Consider the following 21240-nt stretch of genomic DNA (forward strand, 5'->3'; position numbering starts at 1 on the left):
CTCACCGGAACGACCGTCACCGACCTCACCCGCGCCGACGCCCTCCCCCGCGACAGCCCCGTCCGGCGCGCTGTCCGGGGAGCCGGCCGGCGTGGGTCCCTCCTCCGCGGCTGTCTTGTCGGTATTCGTCAGCTGACGAGAGCTTGTGAAGAACGACAACCCCAAGGTCCTTCCGTGCGAAGCCGGTGATGGCACGGCGGACCGGGCCCGGTTGGCCGGGGGCCGCCGTGATCTGTACGGCTCGCCGGCGGCTTCAGTTCAATCACCACGGTCACCCGCCGCGCGGGAAACGTACCCGGTGGCCGTGAACGCGCGGGCAGCGGGGCCTCATCGGCGGGAACACCCCGCTGTGCTCCATGCCACCGCCCCCGTGGACGAACCGTCCGACCCTGTCCGCGGAGCTTGCCGGGTCCGCGACGCCGGGCCCCGGCCGGGAGTTCTGCACGCCGCTTGTCGGAGCCGCCCGCGCCCTCCGTACGGCGTCCGCTCCCCTGGCCGTCGGCTTAGGGCACTCCAGGGCCCGGCTCGCGGAGACGGTCCCGGTCAGGGCCTGGAAAAAAGCGGGTTGCCAACGGAGCGCCGCCGCCCGAAGGGCAGAGTTCGCGGCTCCCCCGGACTCCGTGTGGCAGGTGCCCCCAGGTGCGTGCGATCGCAAGGCGGTGGGGGTACTACCCCCGGCCGGAGGCTGGGGAAGTCGCCCTCATGCCGGGGGCATTCGGGCGATCACGGCAATGCGGCGCAGAGGCCCGGCCGGAGGCCGAGGGAGTGCCGTGCCCGGCGCCGCGTGCTCGCGAAGGGCGGTCACGGCACGGCCTAACTCTGCACCTCGCGGACCCAGGCGGTGAGGCCCGCCAGAAATCCTGCCCGTTCGCCCGGCGTCAGCCCGTCGAGGGCGCGCAGCAGCGGCTCGCCCCGTCGCGCGACGAAGGTCTCCAACAGCGGGCGGTACGCCTCGGCCAGCGACACCAGGACCCGGCGGCGATTCGCCGGGTCCTCGGCGCGGTTCACGATCCCGGCCCGGCTCAGAGCACCGACCAGCTCGCTGGCGGTGGGCACCGACACATGGAGCCGGTGGGCGATCTCGCTGACGGTCAGCGGCTGTCCGGCCAGGAGCTGCGGGAGTACGGCGCCGTGGCGCGGCGTCAGTCCGTGCGTCTCCATGGCGTCGCGCAGCGGCGCCGGCATGAGATCCCGTACCACCGACCCACGGAAGAACGGCTCCAACAGGGGGACGAGGCCGACGAGTTCGACCTCCTCGGGGGTCGGCATCCGGGGCGCCTTCCCGGACTGGTGCGTGTGCGGCATACTGCGAGTGTAGTTGGTTCGGAATTCCAAACTATTCGGATATCTGAAAGGTGGGACTCCCTTGCCGTCGATCACCTACAGCGACGCGGTCAACGATGCCCTGGAACGGCTGGACGATCTCGGATACGAGCGCGGGCAGGGGGTGGACCTCGCCAACCACGGCCCGATGGGCGCCGAGGCGCTCGCGCTGCTCGGACAGGAGGACGAGGTCGCCCGGTGGGTGCGGCGCTACCGGCGCGCGATGGAGCACCACGAGCCCCCCGCCGCGCGCTTCGCCCTGGACCCCGCGGACGAGTCCTCCTGGCGCCCGGCACTCGGGGCCTTCCACCGCGCCGGGGACTGGGAGCGGCTCTTCGTCCGCGAACTGGCCGAAGCACACTGGCGGGAGGTCCTCGTCCGCTGGTGGCCGCGCCTGCGCCCCGGGCTGTTCGCCGGTCTGACCCACGGTCTCATCCGCACCGCCCACGCGGTGCGCGCTCTGTACGCAGCCGCGGACAAGCCGACGCGGCTGCAACTGAACGAGCTGGCACGGGGGTTGGCCTACTGGGCCGCCCGCTACGCCGAGCTTCCCGGCCGCCCGCGGCTGCGCGGCACCCACGACCTGGCCGGCGCCGTCGCCGCGCTGCCCCGGGTGGCCCAGGACGGCGGAATGGGGCCGGGCACAGCCCGCCACCGTCTGGACACGCTCGCCGAACTGCCCGGCTACGAGGAGTCGTTGGCGTGGCTGGACCCGGAGCAGGCGCCTCGGCTGCTGACCGAGATGACGATCCAGTTCGCCGACGTCTATCTCGGCCATCCCGAGGTGTTCCCGGTGCCGCTGGTCCACGGCGTCACCGCGCCCGCCGCCGTACGCATCGTGCTTCCGCATCTGCCGCACGCGCTGTACGAGCCGACTCTGGCGCAGCTGTGGCAGGTCCACGTGGCGTTCCTGCTGGCCTTCACCACCGACCGGCGCGACGAGGGTACGGGGGCCTGGCGGCCGGAGGTCCAGGGTCTGCCCCCGATCCACGAACTCGGCGCACGGGCCGCCGACCACGGCGACGAGCATGTCATCAAGTTCACCGAGGCATGCCTGCGCGAGTACGCCTTGCGGCCCGATCCGCGCTACCCGGCCGCCGCGTTCGCCGCGCAGCAGCGCATCCCCCGCCTGGACGCCGGCGGCGGTGCGGCGGGCGTACGGCCCGACACCCCGTAATGACTCGACGCCGTATCCGCGCAGGTCGTCGCGGACGGCGTCGGCATCCGCGCGGCCCGGCGGCGGCAGGTGCCGGCACGACGCGATCATTGCCAGTGCCCGTACCTGCCCTCGCACCGCCGCCTCTGACCGCATGCTCGCGATCCATCGCCGGCGCCGGCAGTGCCGCGTCAGCCAGGTTCACTCCGATCGCCGCCCCTGGCACGTCCTCCCCCGGCCGGAGGCCACGGGAGTGCCTCCAGCCGCTTGCCCGACCGGCCGAGCGGGTGCACTCCCCTGGCCTTCGGCGTGGGCGACCCCAGAGGCCGGTCCGGCGCCTTGCAGCGACCGGGAGGTCACCGCTACCGGGCAGGCCTCGGCGGACGCGGCACTAGGATGGATGCTGTGGTCGATCTCGACGCCTTCGTTCGGAGGAGGTTCGTGATGACGCACGACGGCACACTGAGACTGCGGATGGAGCGTGTCCTCCGGGCACCGCGCTCGGCCGTGTTCCGGGCCTTGACCGAACCGCAGGAACTCGCCATGTGGTGGGGTCCTGACGGGTTCACCATTCCGCGTGTGGAGAGCGACCTCCGGCCGGGAGGTGGCTACCGGATCGCGATGCAGCCGCCGGAAGGCGATCTGTTCCACCTGGTGGGGGAATTCCTTGACGTCGACCCTCCGGAACGTCTGTCCTACACCTTCCGATGGGAGGAGCCCGACCCCGAGGACCGGGAGACCGTCGTGACGCTGTCGCTTCGCGACCTCGGCAGTACCTCAACCGAACTGGCCCTCGCCCAGGGAGACTTCGCCACTGAGCGCCGCCAAGCCCTTCACGACGAAGGCTGGACCCAGGCTCTCGACAAGCTGGAGGACCATATGTCTTCGGCTGCGTCGCCCTGAGATCCGCCTTCCTCGTCAGTGAGGGCCCTGGAAGCCCGGGCAACCGGCCACACCGCGCCGCGTGAGGCCGGACGGGGCCCACGACCGTCCGCCCCGGGCGTCGAGCGATCGCGGAGCAGCCGAGGAAAGCGGAGCAGCGAAGAAGACGAAGCGGCTCCGTCACGGCCGGTCGACCAGTCGAAACGACGGCCCCGACCGCTGAGTGGTCGGGGCCGTCGTTGCTGAGGCATGTGACGGTCGCGCCGCCCATCCCGGTGCCGGCGGGGGCGCCGTCGGCGCGGTCACTCGACCTGTCGGGTCATTCGCCCTGTCCGCCCGCGCCGACCATGCGCAGGACCAGGTCGGCGTAGAGCTGCCCGACCTCCTCGGGGGTGCGGCGGCCCTCGACGTTGAACCAGCGGGCGACGTCGATGCACAGGGACAGCACGGCCAGCGTCGTGCCCGGGACGTCGGGGACGTCGAAGTCTCCGGAGGCCACCCCGTCCTCGATGATCGAGCGCATCGCCCCGTCGGTGCGCCGGCGCAGAGCCACGACCTCGGCGTAGTGCTCCTCGGAGAGAGCCCCCAGCTCGTACTGCACCACCCGCGCGGTCGTGTGGCGCTCGGCGTGCCAGCGGACGAAGGCCCGTACGGCTCGCGCCAGCCGGTCGACCGGCGTTCCCTCGCTCTCCGCCGCGTCCTGGAGGATCCGCAGGGACAGCTGGTGACCGACGTGGCTGATCCGGAAGAGCAGCTCCTCCTTGGTCTTGTAGTGGATGTAGAGGGCAGCCGGGCTCATCCCGGCGTGGCCCGCGATGTCGCGGGTGGTGGTCGCGTGATATCCGCGCTCGGCGAACGCCTGGACCGCAGCGTTCACCAGCCGCTTGGCCGCGTCGGGGCTGACATCCGCCCACAAACCCGGCTGCTGCACCTCGGTGTCCATGGCACGCACGCCCCGTTCTCCCGGTCCCCGGTGGACCGTCCGCTGACAGGACGAACACCATACCCCGAAGCTGAGCAAGCGCTTAGGGTGCGGTACGCGGACCGGCCATCAGAAGGCCGAGACCCCCGTGAGCGCGCGCCCGATCAGCAGCTTGTGGATTTGGCTGGTGCCCTCGTACAGGGTCATCACCCGGGCGTCCCGCAGCAGCTTGCCCGCAGGGTATTCGTCGATGTAACCGTAGCCGCCGAAGACCTGAAGGGCATTGTTGGCGCAGCGCACAGCGGCCTCACTCGCGTACAGCTTGGCGACGGAGGACTCGGTGGCGAACGGCAGCCCGCGTTCGATGTGGTCGGCGACCCGCCAGGTCAGCAGCCGCGCCGCGTCGACGTCCACCGCGATGTCCGAAATCAGCTCCTGGACGAGCTGGTGGCGCGCGATCGGCGCGCCGAACTGCTCGCGCTCGCCCGCGTACGCCACGGCCGCGTCCAGACACGCCTGCGCTATTCCGACGCAGCCCGCCGCCACCGACATCCGGCCCTTGGCCAGGGCGGACATGGCGACGGAGAACCCCTTGCCCTCGGGGGCGATCATCGCGGAGGCGGGCACACGGACGCCGTCGAGAACCAGCTCCGCCGTGGCCTGGCCGCGCAGCCCGAGCTTGCCGTGGATCTCGCGGCGGGTGAGACCCGGGGTATCGGTCGGAACGAGAAAGGCGCTGATGCCCCGGTGGCCCGGCTCGCCCCCCGTACGGGCGAAGAGCAGGACGACATCCGCCCAGGTGCCGTTGGTGATGAACATCTTGCTGCCGTCGATCACATACGAGTCGCCGTCGCGGACGGCCCGGGTCGTGAGGTTGGCGGCATCCGAACCGGTACCGGGCTCGGTGAGACCGAAGCAGCCGACGGCCTCGCCGGAGCACAGCTTCGGCAGCCACTCGCTCTTCTGCTCCTCGCTGCCCCAGGCCGCGATCGACTTCGCCACCAGGCCGAGGGAGACGGACAGGATGCCGCGCACCGCCGAGTCACCTCGCCCCAGCTCCTCGGTGACCAGGACGTACGCCAGGTGGTCGCCGCCCGAGCCGCCGTACTCCTCGGGGATCGTGAGCCCCAGGAAGCCCAGGTCGCCGAGCTGCTTCACGACGCCCCGGTCGACGCTCTCCGCGCGGTCCCATGCCACGGCGTTCGGAGTGATCTCGCGGGCGACGAAGTCCTGGGCGAGCTTTCGGACGGCGGTCTGCTCCTCGGAGAGTTCGAGGTTCATGGCGGCACCCTTCAGAAATTAGCAGTGCTAGTTTATTTCCGCCTCTACTATGTGCCGCATGGCCCGCCCCCGCAAGCCCCTGCTCAGCCGCGACCGCATCATCGCCACGGCCCTTGCCCTTGTCGACGCAGAGGGCCTGCAGGCCCTGTCCACGCGGCGGCTGGCGTCCGAACTCGGGGTGAGCGGCCCGTCGCTGTACAACCACTTCACGGTCAAGGACGAGATCCTGGACGCGGTCGCGGACACGGTCGTCGGCCAGGTCGATCTGTCGATGTTCGACGGCGGGACGGACTGGCGGGCGGCGCTTCTGGCATGGGGGCGCTCGTACCGGGCCGCGCTCGCCGCACACCCCAACATCGTGCCGTTCCTGGCCCAGGGCCCCGGCCGCCGCCCGGCCGGGCTGCGTATGGCGGACGCCGTGTTCGGAGCGATGGTCGACGCGGGCTGGCCACCTGCCCAGGCGACCCGGATCGGTGCATTGATGCGCTACTTCGTCGCGGGCTCGGCGCTCGGCTCGTTCGCCCGCGGCTTCGTGGACGACGCGGCGGCGTACGATCCGGCCGACTACCCGCATCTGGGCCAGGCCCATTTGCTGGCGGAGCACCAGCAGCAAGTGGACGAGGGAGCCTTCGAAGCGGGCTTGACGGCCCTGGTGGACGGGCTGGCGCTGCAGTACGAAGAGCTGCGGCCGGTCTGAGGCCCGGGGCACCGGCCTCGCCTCCGGGTCCGGTCCCGGGAGCGCGTAACGCCGGCGCGACAACGGGACACCTCTCGCCTTGCTGGGCGATATGCCGGTTTTACGCTGGCAGGGGGAGTTCGCGAGTGCACCCGCGCCGGAGGTCGGCAGCATGGATGAGGACGCCGAGGTCACGGAGGATTCGTACGGCGAAGAGGAACCGTACGAGGGTGAGGAGCACGAGGAGGGCCAGGAGCCGTATGAGCTCTCCTCGGCGAGAGACCAGGAACCGGATGTCTTCCTCGACGTCCCTGTGGTCAAGGTCGAGGAGATCTCCCTGGAGGTCGATGACCTGAGGGCGCGGGTGTCCTTGCAGGCCGAGGTGCTGGACCTGCTCAAGCTCAATGTCGGCGCGGATGTGGCCCTCGGCCGGGTCGCGCTCACCATCAAGGGTGTGGAGGCGCAGGCCCTGCTCAAGGTGCGCCTCGACAATGTGGCCGCGATCATCGCGAGGGTCCTCGAGACCATCGACAGCAATCCACAGATTCTGGAGCAGATCACCCGTGGCGTCGGGTCGGCAGTCGAGGAAGTGGGCACCGGTGCGCGGAGCGCGGTGGGCGAGCTGGGCCGTGGCGCCGGTAGGGCGGTTGAGGACGTCGGCCATGGGGCGGGCGAGGCCGTCGAGGACGTCGGCCGCGGCGCGGGGGAAGCCGTCGAAGACGTGGGTCGCGGCACAGGAGAAGCCGTCGAAGACATCGGCCGCGGCACAGGCAAGGCCGTCGAAGACATCGGCCACGGCGCAGGAGAAGCCGTCGAAGACATCGGCCACGGCGCAGGAGAAGCCGTCGAAGACATCGGCCGCGGCACAGGAGAAGCGGCCGAGGACGTGGGACGCGGCACAGGCAAGGCCGCCGAAGACGTGAGCCGCGGTGTCGGCGAGACGGCAGGAGGGGTTGGCGAGCAAGGTGGCGAGAGGCGCGGCGAGGGCGGCCGGGCGCGACCGAAGAAGCGACGGGCTGCCACCCCCTCGTCGGCGGAGAGCGACAGTGGCGCAGCCAAGAGGACCGCACGCCGCGAGGGAGGCTCGACGCCCCGCCGGACCAGCCGCAAGCGTGAGCAGCCGCCCTGAACTCCGACGGAGACGGGCCGTCCGGATCCCGACGCGTCGGACATCGCGTTCCGCGCCACGGTGCGGGCCCAGGAACTCCGCTTCGGAGAGGTGCCGGACGTCGACGTGCGGTTCACCGGCAGCCAGGGGCGCGAATCCGTCTCCGAGAGCTCCCGCTCCCGGCTCCCCGACCGGGTGGAGGACTCGGTCGACTACACGGATGTGGAGGTCGACTACACCCTCGCGACCCGGCTGACCGGCGACGCAGCGCGGTCTCCGGACCCACCACGGGGACGCTGAACCGGGCGGGCGCTCAGTGATGAGGTCGCCCCGGTACACCGGCCAGGAGCCGGGCTGCCCCGATCCGCCGCGAAGGGTGAGCGGTTCCCACCCGCGGCGGATCGGGGCCATTTGCCTACGAGCCGGGTTCGGCGACCGGCCCGTAGCGCCGGCGTCAGCTCTCGACGGCTTCCTCCACGCGGTCGTGTTCCTCCACGCGGTCGCGGGCGGCCCGTCGGGCCAGGACCGCGATGGAGATCAGAGCGATCACGGCCAGCCCGATGATGTACGCGGAGACCGACATCGAGGTTCCGGTCGCCTCCAGCAGCAGCACCATGACGAACGGCGCCAGGCCGCCGCCGAGGACCGCGGCGATCTGATAGCCGAGCGAGGCGCCGGTGTAGCGCATCTCCGCCGTGAACAGCTCGGCGAACAGCGCGGCCTGCGGCCCGTACATGATGCTGAGGAAACAGCTGGTGATGAACGTCGACACCCCGAGCAGCAGCAGGGAGCGGGTGTCGATGAGAAGGAACATCGGCACCGCCCAGACCAGCAGCCCCACGGCGCCGAAGGCGTAGATGCGCAGCCGTCCGATCCGGTCGGAGAGCGCCGCGGCGGCCGGGATCATCACCAGTTGGGTGGCGCTGACCAGCAGCGAGACGGCCAGGACCGAGCCCTTTTCCATCTTCAGCTCGCGGGTGGAGTAGTCCAGCACTCCGGTGATGATGATGTAGAAGGTCGCGGTGTTGACGGCGAAGGATCCGCCCGCAAGCAGCACCGTGCCGAGGTGGTGGCGGAGGATGGTGCGCAGCGGCGAGCGCTTCTGCCCCTTCTCCTCCTCGGAGAGCCGTCGTTCGGCCTCCTTGAACGCCGGGGTCTCCTCGACCCGGGTGTGGATGTACCAGGCGAGGACGAGGACCAGGATGCCGACGAAGAACGGCAGTCTCCAGCCCCAGGAGGCGAAGCCGCTCTCACCGGTGACGGCCGAGGCGGCCAGGAAGACCGAGTTGGCGGTCACGACCCCGATGGGGACGCCGAGCTGTACGAGGCTGCCGTACAGGCCGCGCTTGCCCTCAGGGGCGTACTCGGTGGCCATGAGCATCGCTCCGCCCCACTGGGCGCCGACGGCCAGGCCCTGCACGATGCGGAGCAGGACCAGCAGGATCGGGGCAGCGATGCCGAGCGTCTCGTACGAGGGCAGCAGGCCGATTCCGGTGGTGGCCAGGCCCATCATGACCAGCGCGAGGACCAGCATCGGCTTGCGGCCGCGCTTGTCACCGAGCTGACCGGCGATGACACCGCCGATGGGGCGGGCCAGGAAGCCGACCGCGAAGGTCGCGAAGGCCGCGAGCACTCCGGCCGCGGGGCTGCTGGAGGGGAAGAAGTGGTCGCCGAGCACGAGGGCTGCGGCGATGCCGAAGACGAAGTAGTCGTACCACTCGACGGCCGACGCGAGGGCGGCCGCGGTGGCGACCTTGCGACGGTTGGGTTCTGTCGGTCTCGGGGTCGTTGTGGGTGGTGCGGAGGGGGCCGAGTCCATGCTGTACACACTCCGTGGCGTGCGGGGACGGGGGGCGGCGCCGTAATTTCCGGTGAACGTACCGACCGGCTGGTACGGAGGTCAACAGCTCGGACAACAGCAGTTTTCTCCGGACGCGACTCGGGGGAACGTCCCATTCCGGTCAGAGCCTCTGCCCCGGCCCTCGTGGAGCCCCGCCTCTCGGGCATCACGAAGGCCCTGGCCCGGCTCCACGAAGCCCCGGGCGGGGCTTCGTGGAGCCGGAGACCTGGGCTTCCGGGAAGTCCGGCAGCCCGCTGCCTGACGCCGGCGGAACCCGCTTCCGGGGACCGCCGGACACCACTGCCTCCGGAATCCCGCGTGCACTCGGGATTCCGGAGGCAGCGGTGTCCGGCTCCTCAGCGCCCCGGCCCGCAGTCGGCAGGCCCCTCGCTGCCGGCAACCCGAGAGGACCAGGACCGGCGCGGGTCGGAACGACCAGGTCCGGCGCCGGTCAGAAGACGACCAGGGTGCGGCCTCCCCGGCCCGCGAGCATGGCGTCGAAGGCGGCCGGGATGCCCTCCAGGGTGATCCGGTCGGTGACCATGCCGCCCAGGTCGAGCCGGCCGGCGCGGACGTGCTCGGCGAGCACCGGGAGGTCCTGTGCCGGATCGCAGTTGCCGTACACGCAGCCGGAGAGGGTGCGGCCGAAGTGGAAGAGCTCCAGGGCGGAGAACGACACCTGCTGCTCCTTGCCGCCGATGCCGACGACCGTGGTGCGGCCGCCACGGCGGGTCGAGTCCCAGGCGGCACGGATCGTCTCGGCGCGGCCTACGCATTCGACGGCGACATCGGCCCCGTGACGCCCCGTCAGCGCACGGATCTGCTTCGCCGTGTCCGGAGTCGAGACCAGGAAGTCGGTGGCTCCGGCCTTGCGGGCGAGCTGCTCCTTCTCGGACGAGATGTCCACGGCCACGACCGCTCCCGCCCCGGCGATCCGAGCTGCCTGGATCACCGCGAGGCCGACGCCACCCACACCGAAGACCGCAACGGACTCGCCGGGCCGTACCTTCGCCGCATGGTGGATCGCGCCGTAACCGGTGAGGACGGCGCAGCCGAGCAGGGCGGCGTCGGTGAGCGGGACCCCGTCCGGCAGGGGCAGTACGGCGGCTGCCGGGACGACGGTCTCCTCGGCGAAGACGGCGCTGCTCAGGCCCGGGTACAACTCGCGGCCGTCGGCCGTACGGGCGTACGGCGCTCCGGCGGCCGCCATGGCGTTGACGCACAGCCAGGGTTCATCGAGGCCGCAGAAGTGACACCTTCCGCAGGAGGGCGCCCAGTTGAGGACGACCGGATCTCCGGGAGAGACGGATGTGACGTCGTCGCCGACAGCGGTGACGGTGCCCGCGCCCTCGTGACCGAGCACGGCGGGGACCGGCTGGCGCAGCGTGCCGTTGGACAGCGACAGGTCGGAGTGGCACACCCCGGCCGCGGCGAGCCGGATCCGTACCTGGCCCGGTCCGGGCCGGGGCAGGTCGATCTCCTCGATGACGAGCGGGGCGTTGACGGCGGTCAGGACTGCGGCGCGGACCACGGGTTCTCCTTGGAAGCGTGAATGGAGGGCAGTTGGGGGTGCCGGGTTCGTGACGGGTCGGAGCGGCCGTCGTGGTCGCCCCGGCCCGTCACAGTGGGCGCGTGCCCGGTCAGAGCTGCAGGGACTTCGTCTGGAGGTACTCCGCGAGGCCGTGCGGGCCCAGTTCCCGGCCCACGCCCGACTGTTTGTAGCCGCCGAAGGGCGCGAGCGGGTTGAAGGCGCCGCCGTTGATGTCGACCTGGCCGGTGTCGAGCCTGCGGGCGAAGGCCACCGCCTCGTCCTGGTCGCCCGCCCACACCGCTCCCGCGAGCCCGTACACCGTGCCGTTGGCGATGCGCAGGGCGTCGTCCTCGTCCTCGTACTTCAGGATCGTGACGACCGGACCGAAGATCTCCTCCTGAGCGATGGTCATTCCGGGGGTCACATCGGCGAAGACGGTCGGCCGGACGTAGTAACCGGTCTCCCGGCCCTCGGGGGCCTCCGGGCCGCCCGCGACGACGCGGGCGCCCTCCGCCGTGCCTCGCTCGATATAGCCGCGGACGCGGTCGCGCTGCTTGGCGTTGACAACGGGGCCCAGGCGGGTGGTGTCGTCCTGCGGGTCACCGGGGACGTACTTCGCCGCCGCCGCGGCGGCGAGCTCCACCGCCTCGTCGTAGCGTGCGGCGTCGACCAGCATCCGGGTCCAGGCGCTGCACGTCTGCCCGGAGTTGGCGAAGACATTGGCCACGCCGGTCTTCACGGCGCGGGTGAGATCGGCGCTCGGCAGGATGACATTGGCCGACTTGCCGCCGAGTTCGAGGGCGACCCGCTTGACGGCCGCCCCGGCCGTGGCGCCGATCTGCTTGCCGACGGCCGTTGAACCGGTGAAGGAGACCAGGTCCACGTCCTCGTGCTCGGCCAGGGCCTGCCCGGCGACCGGGCCGAGACCGGTGACGAGGTTGAACACCCCGGCGGGGACGGCCGCCTCGTGCACCGCCTCGGCGAAGAGCTGGGCGGTCAACGGCGTGTCCTCGGCGGGCTTCAGGACGATGGTGCAGCCCGCGGCGAGCGCCGGCGCGACCTTGGCGACGATCTGGTGCAGCGGGTAGTTCCAGGGCGTGATCGCGCCGACCACGCCCACCGGCTCATGGAGCACGGTGGAGTTGCCGATCTTCTCCTCGAAGGCGTGGGTGGCGGCGAGTTCGGCGTACGTGCCCGCGACCGCGATCGGCAGATCGGCATGGACCGCCCGGGCGAATCCCAGGGGCGCGCCCAGCTCCGCGGTGACCGTCTCGGCGATCTCCTCGCGGCGGGCGGCGAGCGCATCACGCAGCGCGGTGATACGGGCCGCGCGCTCGGCGGGCGGCGTGGCCGACCAGCCGGGGAACGCGGCGCGGGCGGCGCGCACGGCGGTGTCCACGTCCTCCGCCGTGGCGGCCGGGACGACCCCGATGACCTGCTCGTCGGCGGGGTTCACCACCTCGATCGTCTCGGTGCCGACGGACGGGCGCCAGTCCCCGTCGATGTACATCCCCTCATGGGCCTTCATCGTGCGTCCTTCCGGAGCGGCGACTGCGTACGGGACCTAAACTAGCGGTGATAGTTTTTCTGCACCAGAGCCGGACGGTCCGTCCGGGGTGTGACCTCGCCCGCAGGCACGCTACGCCTCGGCCGAGGCCGTGGGCGCCCCGAGGAGGTCCGTCCGCGACCGGGCCGTTCCGTCCGCGACGCGGTCCGTCCGTGACCGGGATGTCCCCCGCAGGTCGGCAGGGTGTCCCCGCACGGTTTCCCGGCGGCGGACACCGGCCGCACCCGGACCGCTGTCCGCCGGAGGCCTGCCCATGTCTCCCCCGCCGTATGCCGTATCCGCCGTATGCCATGTCCGCCGTATGCCCAGCGGGCGCAACCGCGGTCACACGGGACCGTCGGGCCTCTTCACACCGCTCTCGTTCCGGGAACGCTGCACACCGCTCTCGTTCCGGGAACGCAGCGCCCCCGCCGACGGCCGGGGCGCCGTCGGCGGCGGCCCCGGCGGCCCTCCGGGGCGGGCGGCGGTGGCCGCGGAGGCGAGGAGCAGTACGCCGAGCGTCGCGAACGGTGCCGCCGTACCGGCGAGGCCCGCGAGCAGCCCAGCCCCTGCGGGGGCGGCGACCTGCCCGAGGCGGTTGCCGGTCAGCCTCAGGGCGAGCGCGGTGGAACGGGCCTCGGCCGGGGCCGCCTGGACGACCGTCGTCATCGACAGCGGCTGCCCCACCCCGAGGCAGAAGCCGAGACAGATGAGCATGACCGCCAGCGCCGGTACGGGGACGGGCACGGCGATGCCCGCGCACAGCAGGGCCGCCAGCAGACAACTGCCGGCCAGCAGAGCCGTACGGCCCACGAGCCGGATCATCGGGGTCATGACGAGACGGCAGGCGATGGTCGCGGCCGCGCGCAGGCTCAGCAGCACTCCGATGGCGGCCGGGGCAATGCCTCGGTGTTCACCGATCACCGGGAGGTAGGCGGTGAGGATGTCGGTCGCCGAGAGCACGGCGAGGCTGGTGAAGATCCCGGCGGGGACACCCCGGGTCCGCAGGATGCGGTGGACGGGGACCCGCCCGGGGCCCGGGCTCCGCGTGCACTCCTGATCACCGGCGCGGTGTTCGATCCGCCAGAGGGAGGTGAAGGAGAAGGCGGCGACCGCGGCGGAGACCAGCAGCGCGGCGGCGCTGGTGGAGCCCATCGCGCCGTTCTGCCCGGAGACCAGGGAGCCGGCCGCGACCGGGCCGACGAGCTGGCCGAACGAGGCGCCGATGGTGAAGTGCCCGAAGTTCCGGTCGTGTTCGGCGGGGGCGCTCTGGCGGGCCACGAGGCTCTGCGCGCCGATCACGAAGCACAGATGGCCGAGGCCCATCACGCCGCTCCAGGCGGCGACGGCGGCGAGCGACCGCGCCGTGCCGCTGAGGGCGCAGCCGGCCGCGATCAGTGTGACGCCGACGGGGAGCAGCGGGGCGCAGCGGCCGTGGTCGGTCCTGCGCCCCAGCGGTACGGCCGCGAAGAGCGGCAGCAGCGCGTAGACCGCGGCGATGACGCCGACGGCGCGGGCGTCGGCGCCCAGGGCGAGGGCCCGGTAGGAGACGGCGGGCCGCGCCATGGACACCGCCCCCTGCGCGAACGCGAAGGCGATGACCAGGCGCAGCAGCCATCCCCTGCCGGGCCTCGTATCCGGGTGCACGGTCAGATGATGCCGAAGAGCAGTCCGGCCCCGAGCACCACCAGCGAGGTGAGGGCCGCCCACTTCACGGTGAACCTGGTGTGGTCACCGAACTCGACCTTGGCCATGCCGACCAGGACGTAGACGGCCGGAACCAGCGGGCTCGACATATGGAGTGCCTGGCCGATGAGCGAGGCGCGGGCGATCTCGATCGGGGCGACGCCATGGGCCGCTCCGGCTTCGGCGAGGATCGGGACGATGCCGAAGTAGAAGCCGTCGTTGGACATGAAGTAGGTGAACGGGATGCTCAGCAGGCCGGTGACCAGGCCCATGTGCGGGCCCATACCGTCGGGAACGGCATCGACCACGTAGCGCGCCATGTGCTCCACCATGCCGGTGCCGGTGAGCACTCCGGTGAAGACGGCGGCCGCGAAAACCATGCCGGATACGTTGAGGACGTTCTCGGCGTGGGCGGCGATACGGGCCTTCTGGTCCGGCATGTGCGGAAAGTTGACGGTCAGGGCGATGGCGGCACCCAGCAGGAACAGCACCGGGATGGGCAGGGTCTGGAGGATCAGCAGAGTGAGCAGGGCGACGGTCAGCGCGGCGTTGAACCAGTAGAGCTTGCGGCGGAGCGTGGGACGGTCCGGGTCCAGGACCGCGACCTCTCCGGTGAGCTCGTCGTCTCCGTCCGTACCCGTGCCGGCGCCGCCCGTGCTCCCGTTCGCCGGAGCCGCGGCCCCGCCGCGCGCCCCCGCTCCCGTACCCGCTCCGGCGCCGACGAGCACCTGCTCGGACTCCTGCTCGGCTTCCTGACCGGTCGTCTTCTTCGCGGGCTCCTCGTCGAGCGTCAGCACCCCCAGGCGCTTGCGCTCGCGCAGTCCCAGGACGTAGGCGAGGAAGAAGACGAAGGCCAGGCCAACGGCGAGCGCGGGGATCATGGGGACGAAGATGTCGCCCGCGTCCAGCTTGAGCGCGGTGGCCGCACGGGCCGTCGGGCCGCCCCAGGGCACGGTGTTCATGACGCCGTTCGCGGTCGCGGCGACACCGGTCATCACGACGAGGCTCATCTTCAGCCGCCGGTAGAGCGGCAGCATCGCCGAGACGGTGATCATGAACGTGGTGGAGCCGTCGCCGTCGAGCGAGACGATCCCGGCGAGCACGGCGGTGCCGACGACGACGCGCATCGGGTCGGCCTTGCAGAACCGCAGGATGACGCGGACGATCGGGTCGAACAGACCGACGTCGATCATCACGCCGAAGTAGACGATGGCGAACATCAGCATCGCGGCGGTGGGCGCCAGATCGCCGATGCCCTTGAGCACGTAGTCCCCGAGATGGGCACCCTGCCCGACCAGGACGCAGAACAGCGCGGGAATCAGGACCAGCGCTGCCATCGGGGACATCTTCTTGGTCATGATCAGCGCCAGGAAAGCGGCAATCATGACGAATCCGAGGATTGTCAGCATGGGGTGGACACCAATCGTTCGCCCTTGAACTCCACCGTTGGATTCGGCGGTCCGGACGACCGTAGGTGGCGAAACTCCGCGTCAACAAGGTCTTGACGCGTGAGCAATAAGCGCAAAAGACCAGGTCAACGCGGTGTCCATGATCGGGATCAGCCTACGGGCGCCACCTGCACGGGGAAGCCGTTGAGGACCGCGGTGCCGGAGAGCGGGTCGAGGAGGCTCCCGTCGAGCAGCTGGTTCACATTCGCCCCGGCGTCGGCCGCGGCGACGTTCAGACGGGTGCCCGGCCGGTCATGGCCCCAGCCGTGGGGCAGACTGACGACCCCCGTGCGTACGGCGTCGGTGACCTCCACCGGAGCCCGGACCTCCCCGCCGTCCCCCTTCACCATGGCGGCGCCGCCGTCCGTCAGCCCGAGCCGGGCGGCATCCTCCGGGTGCACCTGGAGCGTGCAGCGGTTGCTGCCGCCGGTGAGCGCGGGGACGTTGTGCATCCAGCTGTTGTTGGACCGCAGATGGCGGCGGCCGACGAGGACGAGCCCGTCGGGGCGCTCGGCCAAGGCACCGAGGAGCCTCGGTACATCGGAGACGATCGGCTCGGGGCACAGTTCCACTTTGCCGCTGCGGGTCTTGAGGAGCTGGGGGATGCGCGGGGCGAGCGGACCCAGGTCGATGCCGTGGGGGTTGTCCAGGAGCCGCTGCAGGCCGAGCCCCTCGCTCCCCCGGTCCTCGGCGCCGGGGTCCCCGGCGCCGAAGCCGTCTCCGTACGGACCGAGGCGCAGCATCAGGTCCAGCCGCCGCTCGGCGCCGTTGCGGCCGGTGAGCCGCCCGGCCAGCTCCTTCGGGTCGCGGCCGTGCACCGGTGAGTGCGGGTCGGCGACGGCCTTGGCGAGCGTGCTCTCGATCGCGAGGGTGTCGACGGCGGCCGGGTCGGCGCCATGCATACCGCTGACGCACAGCACGAGGCGGGCGAGGATCTCGCACTCGTCGGGGCGGCCGTCCGGGAGCGGGAGGAGTTCACGGGTGTAGCGGACCTGGTTGCGGATGGCGAAGCCGTTGAAGGTGAAGTCGTGGTGGGAGCTCTGCGACGGCCTGGGCGGGGGCAGCACCACATGCGCGTGCCGGGAGGTCTCGTTGAGATAGGGGTCGACGCTGACCATGAAGTCGGCACCGGCCAGAGCCCGGTCGAGCCGGTCGCCGTCGGGTGCGGACAGCACGGGGTTGGCCGCGATGGCGATCACGGCCCGGACCCGTCCCACGCCCGGAGTGTCGATCTCCTCGGCCAGGGCGGACAACGGGAATTCGGCCTTGGCCTCCGGGTGGCCGCTGACCCGGCTGTGCCAGCGGCCGAGGGCGAAACCCTTGCCCGGTGCCGCGGGGCGGGGGGCGCGAGCCGTGGCGGCGAGCGGGAACATCGCCCCACCGGGCCGGTCGAGATTGCCGGTGAGGGTGTTGAGCACGTCGACGAGCCAGTTGGCGAGGGTGCCGAACTCCACCATCGAGCTGCCGACCCTGCCGTACACGGCCGCGGTGGGCGCGGCGGCCAGCTCCCGGGCCATCGCGCGGATCTCCTCGGCGCTGACATCGCACGGGACGGCCACCGCCTCGGGGGTGAAGTCCGCGGTGAGGGACCGGACCTGGTCCACTCCGTCCACGTGCCCCTCGAGCGCGCCGAGATCGACCAGGTCCTCCTCGAAGAGCACCTGGACGAGCGCCGCCAGCAGCAGGGCGTCGGTCCCGGGGCGTATGGCCACATGGCGGTCGGCGAGCTTGGCCGTACGGGTACGGCGCGGGTCGATGACGGTGAGGGTGCCGCCGCGGCGGCGGAGGGCCCGCAGCCGGCCGGGGAAGTCGGGGGCGGTGCACAGACTGCCGTTGGATTCGAACGGGTTGGCACCGATGAGCAGCAGATGGTCCGTGCGGTCGAGGTCCGGCACCGGGATGGCGAGGGGATCGCCGAAGAGCAGACCGGAGGAGACGTGTTTGGGCATCTGGTCGACGGTGCTGGCCGAGTAGAGGTTGCGGGTGCGCAGGGCACCGAGCAGCAGCGGCGGATAGAGCGCTCCGGCCATGGTGTGCACGTTCGGGTTGCCGAGGACGACGGCGACGGAGTCGGACCCGTACTTCTCGATCAGCGGCCGCAGTCCGGCGGCGACCGCGTCGAACGCCTCGTCCCAGGTCGCCTCCCGCAGCGCGCCGTCACGCCGGACGAGGGGCCGGGAGAGTCGGTCCGGATCCCCGTCGACTTCGCCGAACGCAGCGCCCTTGGGGCAGATGAAACCGGCGCTGAAGACATCGTCGCGGTCACCACGGGCTCCGGTGACCCGGTCTCCGTCGAGGGTCACGGTGAGGCCGCAGGTGGCCTCGCACAGCGGACAGATACGCAGGGCGGTGCGGCTCATCGATCCCTCCCGGGGACGGCTGCTGCGGATACGGCACGGTCGCACCCTGACCATACCGACCGGTACGCACGATGGGAGCCCCGCGACCGTATTTACTCCCGCCATCCCGATGTACTGCGCCCTCCGCGTGCCGAACCCCTCCGCCCCTCGCTTCCCGGTGCACCGCACCTCCCGATGCACTACGCCTCCGGACGCCCTGCGTCCTGCTCTGCACCGCCGTGCCCGGACCGCCCCGGCCCGCGCCGGGGCGCCGCCGCCCTTCCCGACCGGGCTCCCTCAGTCGAGAACGCGCACCAGATAGGCGCGTACCAGCTCCTTCGTCTCGGCGATGATCGCCGGATCACCGGCTGGGGCGGTGCGGAAGGCGAGCCGGAGGAGCGCGTCGGCAGCCTCGACCCCGATCAGGAAGGTGCGGCGCAGCCCCTCGTCCGGGGTGCGGCCGAGCCGGTCGGCGAAGAGGTCGCAGAGCCGGTCGGCGACCAGCTGGTTGGCGTGGTCGGGAAGCCCGAACACAGGGACCGGTGCCCCGAAGTCGACATGGGCGAACCCCACGACATCCCGCTTCATCCCGGTATAGACGTCGATGACCACATCGATGGCGTATCGCCACTCGAGCGGCTTGGCGGCACGGAGCCGCTCGTCCACCCGGGAGATGTAGAGGTCGAGGTTGCGGTGCGCGAGCGCGTCGGCCATCGCGCGCTTGTTGCTGAAGAAGCGGTAGACGGAGCCGATCGGCACCCCGGCCCGCGCGGCGACGGCCCGCGTGCTGAGCTCCTCGTAGCCGGTCTCCTCCACGACCTCGGCACAGGCGTCGAGAATCCGTTCGAGGCGTTCGGCGCTGCGCTGCTGGACCGGCATACAGCGCAGGGGCGGGCGGGACTTCTGGTCACTGGGCGTGGACACGGGGTCCATCATGCCGCTCCCGGGAGCCGTGCCCGGGAGCGGGCGGGTCATTGACGGAACCCGGCCCGATTCCTATGGTCGGGCATAGGAATCACGGAGCGGCGGGAGCACGGGATGAGCGCGACGAGCTCGGTCAGCGGCACGGGCGGCAGCGAGCAGGCGAGGAAGGCGGCCGAGGGTCTGGAGTACTCCCCCGGCTTCGGGAATCAGCACAGCTCGGAGGCGCTCCCCGGCGCCCTCCCCACCGGCCGCAACTCGCCCCAGCGCGCCCCGCTGGGGCTGTACGCGGAGCAGCTCAGCGGCTCGGCCTTCACCGAGCCCCGTCATCACAACCGCCGCTCCTGGCTCTACCGCATCCGTCCGTCGGCCGCGCACCCGGCCTTCGTACGGACCGGCAACGGCGCCCTGCGCAGCGCTCCCTTCACCGAGACGGTCCCGGACCCGAACCGGCTGCGCTGGAACCCGCTCCCGGCCTCCAGCGGGGAGGCCGACTTCGTCAGCGGCCTGTGGACCCTCGGCGGCAACGGCGATGCCCGGCAGCGCACGGGCATGGCGATCCATCTCTACAACGCCAACACCTCCATGACCGACCGGGTCTTCTCGGACGCCGACGGCGAGCTGCTGATCGTCCCCGAGCGCGGCGGGCTGCTGCTGTGCACCGAGTTCGGTCTGCTGCGGGCCGAGCCCGGCCATGTGGCGCTGATCCCGCGCGGGATCCGCTTCCGCGTCGAACTGCTGGAGGAGACCGCCCGCGGCTATGTCTGCGAGAACTACGGGCAGCCCTTCACCCTGCCCGAGCTCGGCCCGATCGGGGCCAACGGCCTGGCCAACGCCCGGGACTTCCTCGCCCCCACGGCGGCGTACGAGGACCGGGACGGCCCGGTCGAGGTGATCAACAAGTTCTGCGGAAACCTCTGGACGGCGACCTACGACCACTCCCCGCTCGATGTCGTCGCCTGGCACGGCAACCATCTGCCGTACGTCTACGACCTGCGCCGTTTCAACGTCCTCGGCAGTATCAGCTACGACCACCCGGACCCGTCGATCTTCACGGTGCTGACCTCGCCGTCCGATACCCCCGGCCTCGCCGGTGTCGACTTCGTGGTGTTCGCGCCGCGCTGGCTGGTCGGCGAGGACACCTTCCGGCCCCCGTACTTCCACCGCAATGTGATGAGCGAGTACATGGGCCTGATCGAGGGCGCGTACGACGCGAAGACTGCCGGACCGGGGGGCTTCGTGCCGGGTGGCGGTTCACTGCACAACATGATGTCGGCGCACGGACCCGACCGTGAGACCTTCGACAGGGCCGGCCAGGCCGAGCTGAAGCCGCAGAAGATCGACGACGGTCTGGCCTTCATGTTCGAGACCCGCTGGCCGGTGACCACCACCCGGCAGGCGGCGGAAGCCGGCCATCTGCAACAGGGCTATGACGACGTATGGCAGGGTCTGGAGCGGAATTTCCGCCCGTAATGCGGTGACCGGGACGGTTCACCGGCTCTCGACGCTCCCCCGGACTCCGTCCGGGTGGGGGTCCACCCCGGCCGGTGCCTGGGGGGACCCCCAGGCACGGCACTCCCCCGCGCCGGACGCCGCGACACGTCCACCGGACGCCGCGGACCCCGCCCTTCGGGCGGACAGCGTGACATCGGACCTACTCGACCGGCCGGAGACTTCGCCGTGACCGCCTTCGCCCCCGACTCCCTCGTCCTGAACCGCAAGCTGCCGCTGTGGTACCAGGTCTCCCAGTCACTCCGCGCCTCGATACTGGGCCGCCGCCCCCAGGAGCCGCTGCGGCTGCCGACCGAGGACCGGCTCGCGGAGCACTACGGGGTGAGCGTGCTCACCATGCGCCAGGCCCTCAAGGAGCTGGAGACGGAAGGACTGATCAGCCGGCACCGGCGGCGCGGCACCTTCATCGAGCCGGCGGCCCGGCGCGGCGCGCCCGTACGGCTCCTCGGCTCGGTGGACGCCATCGTGGCCCAGCAGTCCGGTGAGCGCACCTCCGTGCTGGGCCACGGGCCGGTGCCCGTACCGGCGGAGCTGGCGGAGCACTTCCCGGACCTGGAGGAGGTGGTGGAGTACCGGCGGCTTCGCTGCGACGAGAGCGGCGGGGAGCCGACCAACTGGGCCGAGAACGCGGTCCGTCCCGAGCTCGCCGAGCTGATCGATCTCGCCGATCTGGCGCGCTGGCCGATGACGAAGGTGCTGCGCGATGCCGTGGGGGTGAGCATCAGCCGGATCACGGACACGGTGGAGGCGCGGCTCGCGGACCCGGAGACGGCACGGCTGCTGGATGTGCCACTGCTCAGTCCGATCCTGCACTACACAGGGGTGACCTACGACGCGGGCGGCCGTGTGGTGGACGTCGCCCGTATCCGCTACCGCGGGGACCGCTTCTCCTTCACGGTGACCGTGGACGCGTGAGGATCGCCGGCGGAGACCGCGTGGGTACGATGCGGGCTGAGCCAAGGGATGCCGCGCGATGTCCATCGCGCCGGGGACAGCCGCCGGGGAGGGCCGCTGCGTGACGGCGAAACATGCCGAGGGGCCGGGTGGGCCCGCGACCGCGCCGCGCTCC

At 71.5% G+C, this 21240-nt stretch carries 17 protein-coding genes; 7 read left to right on the forward strand and 10 right to left on the reverse strand.

Translation table 11 applies throughout. The annotated features are described in order from the left end of the window. Positions 1-813: 813 nt before the first annotated feature. Entirely contained in the window at positions 814-1305 is a 492-nt protein-coding gene (locus ACTWQE_RS16145) for a MarR family winged helix-turn-helix transcriptional regulator (protein ID WP_443329624.1), read from the reverse strand. A gap of 61 nt (positions 1306-1366) precedes the next feature. Between ACTWQE_RS16145 and ACTWQE_RS16150 the strand changes: the two genes are divergently transcribed. Together ACTWQE_RS16150 and ACTWQE_RS16155 are read left to right on the forward strand one after the other, a co-directional pair. Then, the gene (locus ACTWQE_RS16150) at positions 1367-2500 is read left to right on the forward strand and encodes a questin oxidase family protein (RefSeq protein WP_443329625.1); all 1134 of its coding nucleotides are present in this window, start codon (positions 1367-1369) and stop codon (positions 2498-2500) included. A gap of 423 nt (positions 2501-2923) precedes the next feature. Beyond that, complete coding sequence (locus ACTWQE_RS16155) at positions 2924-3382, forward strand: SRPBCC family protein (RefSeq protein ID WP_443329626.1); 459 nt, start codon at positions 2924-2926, stop codon at positions 3380-3382. A 298-nt stretch (positions 3383-3680) separates the two neighbouring features. On the opposite strand, the gene ACTWQE_RS16160 is transcribed toward ACTWQE_RS16155, so the two are convergent. Together ACTWQE_RS16160 and ACTWQE_RS16165 are read right to left on the reverse strand one after the other, a co-directional pair. Next, positions 3681-4304 carry a TetR/AcrR family transcriptional regulator gene (locus ACTWQE_RS16160; RefSeq protein WP_443329641.1) on the reverse strand — a complete coding sequence of 208 codons (624 nt, stop codon included), beginning with the start codon at positions 4302-4304 and terminating at the stop codon, positions 3681-3683. 108 nt (positions 4305-4412) lie between these two features. Continuing rightward, positions 4413-5564 carry an acyl-CoA dehydrogenase family protein gene (locus ACTWQE_RS16165; protein ID WP_443329627.1) on the reverse strand — a complete coding sequence of 384 codons (1152 nt, stop codon included), beginning with the start codon at positions 5562-5564 and terminating at the stop codon, positions 4413-4415. Positions 5565-5622: 58 nt separating this feature from the next. Here ACTWQE_RS16165 and ACTWQE_RS16170 point away from each other — a divergent pair, with 58 nt between their 5' ends. The 3 genes from ACTWQE_RS16170 to ACTWQE_RS16180 all read left to right on the forward strand — a co-directional run bounded on the left by ACTWQE_RS16170 (position 5623) and on the right by ACTWQE_RS16180 (position 7648). Next, entirely contained in the window at positions 5623-6261 is a 639-nt protein-coding gene (locus ACTWQE_RS16170) for a TetR/AcrR family transcriptional regulator (RefSeq protein WP_443329628.1), read from the forward strand. A 79-nt stretch (positions 6262-6340) separates the two neighbouring features. After that, positions 6341-7369, forward strand: a complete 1029-nt coding sequence (locus tag ACTWQE_RS16175; RefSeq protein WP_443329629.1) for a hypothetical protein — start codon at positions 6341-6343, stop codon at positions 7367-7369. A 60-nt stretch (positions 7370-7429) separates the two neighbouring features. Next, entirely contained in the window at positions 7430-7648 is a 219-nt protein-coding gene (locus ACTWQE_RS16180) for a hypothetical protein (RefSeq protein ID WP_443329630.1), read from the forward strand. 154 nt (positions 7649-7802) lie between these two features. Here ACTWQE_RS16180 and ACTWQE_RS16185 read toward each other — a convergent pair whose 3' ends face one another. From ACTWQE_RS16185 to ACTWQE_RS16215, 7 genes are all read right to left on the reverse strand, one after another. Further along, positions 7803-9167, reverse strand: a complete 1365-nt coding sequence (locus tag ACTWQE_RS16185) for an MFS transporter (RefSeq protein WP_443329631.1) — start codon at positions 9165-9167, stop codon at positions 7803-7805. A gap of 472 nt (positions 9168-9639) precedes the next feature. Then, positions 9640-10719: a Zn-dependent alcohol dehydrogenase gene (locus ACTWQE_RS16190; RefSeq protein ID WP_443329632.1), complete on the reverse strand. Its 1080-nt coding sequence runs from the start codon at positions 10717-10719 to the stop codon at positions 9640-9642. A gap of 109 nt (positions 10720-10828) precedes the next feature. After that, complete coding sequence (locus ACTWQE_RS16195; protein ID WP_443329633.1) at positions 10829-12247, reverse strand: aldehyde dehydrogenase family protein; 1419 nt, start codon at positions 12245-12247, stop codon at positions 10829-10831. A 363-nt stretch (positions 12248-12610) separates the two neighbouring features. Beyond that, positions 12611-13918, reverse strand: coding sequence for an MFS transporter (locus ACTWQE_RS16200; RefSeq protein ID WP_443329642.1), 1308 nt, complete (start codon positions 13916-13918; stop codon positions 12611-12613). Beyond that, positions 13915-15360 carry a CitMHS family transporter gene (locus ACTWQE_RS16205; RefSeq protein WP_443329634.1) on the reverse strand — a complete coding sequence of 482 codons (1446 nt, stop codon included), beginning with the start codon at positions 15358-15360 and terminating at the stop codon, positions 13915-13917. The genes ACTWQE_RS16200 and ACTWQE_RS16205 overlap by 4 nt, the downstream gene beginning before the upstream one ends. 149 nt (positions 15361-15509) lie before the next feature. After that, the gene (locus ACTWQE_RS16210; protein WP_443329635.1) at positions 15510-17759 is read right to left on the reverse strand and encodes a molybdopterin-dependent oxidoreductase; all 2250 of its coding nucleotides are present in this window, start codon (positions 17757-17759) and stop codon (positions 15510-15512) included. Between the two features lie 276 nt (positions 17760-18035). Beyond that, positions 18036-18671: a TetR family transcriptional regulator gene (locus tag ACTWQE_RS16215; RefSeq protein ID WP_443329643.1), complete on the reverse strand. Its 636-nt coding sequence runs from the start codon at positions 18669-18671 to the stop codon at positions 18036-18038. A 105-nt stretch (positions 18672-18776) separates the two neighbouring features. Here ACTWQE_RS16215 and hmgA point away from each other — a divergent pair, with 105 nt between their 5' ends. Together hmgA and ACTWQE_RS16225 are read left to right on the forward strand one after the other, a co-directional pair. Continuing rightward, entirely contained in the window at positions 18777-20132 is a 1356-nt protein-coding gene (hmgA, locus tag ACTWQE_RS16220) for a homogentisate 1,2-dioxygenase (protein ID WP_443329636.1), read from the forward strand. A gap of 207 nt (positions 20133-20339) precedes the next feature. Beyond that, on the forward strand, positions 20340-21086 hold the full coding sequence (locus ACTWQE_RS16225) for a GntR family transcriptional regulator (RefSeq protein ID WP_443329637.1): 747 nt from the start codon (positions 20340-20342) through the stop codon (positions 21084-21086). Positions 21087-21240 lie beyond the last annotated feature (154 nt).

This window comes from Streptomyces sp. 8N706 (genome assembly GCF_052245415.1).
Taxonomy (GTDB): Bacteria; Actinomycetota; Actinomycetes; order Streptomycetales; family Streptomycetaceae; genus Streptomyces.

Bases quoted from the DNA above. Each gene is read 5' to 3' on its own strand.
- ACTWQE_RS16185 (WP_443329631.1), bottom strand. From the start codon at position 9,167: ATGGACTCGGCCCCCTCCGCACCACCCACAACGACCCCGAGACCGACA.
- ACTWQE_RS16155 (WP_443329626.1), top strand. From the start codon at position 2,924: ATGACGCACGACGGCACACTGAGACTGCGGATGGAGCGTGTCCTCCGG.
- ACTWQE_RS16145 (WP_443329624.1), bottom strand. From the start codon at position 1,305: ATGCCGCACACGCACCAGTCCGGGAAGGCGCCCCGGATGCCGACCCCC.
- ACTWQE_RS16210 (WP_443329635.1), bottom strand. From the start codon at position 17,759: ATGAGCCGCACCGCCCTGCGTATCTGTCCGCTGTGCGAGGCCACCTGC.
- ACTWQE_RS16215 (WP_443329643.1), bottom strand. From the start codon at position 18,671: ATGGACCCCGTGTCCACGCCCAGTGACCAGAAGTCCCGCCCGCCCCTG.
- ACTWQE_RS16160 (WP_443329641.1), bottom strand. From the start codon at position 4,304: ATGGACACCGAGGTGCAGCAGCCGGGTTTGTGGGCGGATGTCAGCCCC.
- ACTWQE_RS16165 (WP_443329627.1), bottom strand. From the start codon at position 5,564: ATGAACCTCGAACTCTCCGAGGAGCAGACCGCCGTCCGAAAGCTCGCC.
- hmgA (WP_443329636.1), top strand. From the start codon at position 18,777: ATGAGCGCGACGAGCTCGGTCAGCGGCACGGGCGGCAGCGAGCAGGCG.
- ACTWQE_RS16195 (WP_443329633.1), bottom strand. From the start codon at position 12,247: ATGAAGGCCCATGAGGGGATGTACATCGACGGGGACTGGCGCCCGTCC.
- ACTWQE_RS16170 (WP_443329628.1), top strand. From the start codon at position 5,623: ATGGCCCGCCCCCGCAAGCCCCTGCTCAGCCGCGACCGCATCATCGCC.
- ACTWQE_RS16205 (WP_443329634.1), bottom strand. From the start codon at position 15,360: ATGCTGACAATCCTCGGATTCGTCATGATTGCCGCTTTCCTGGCGCTG.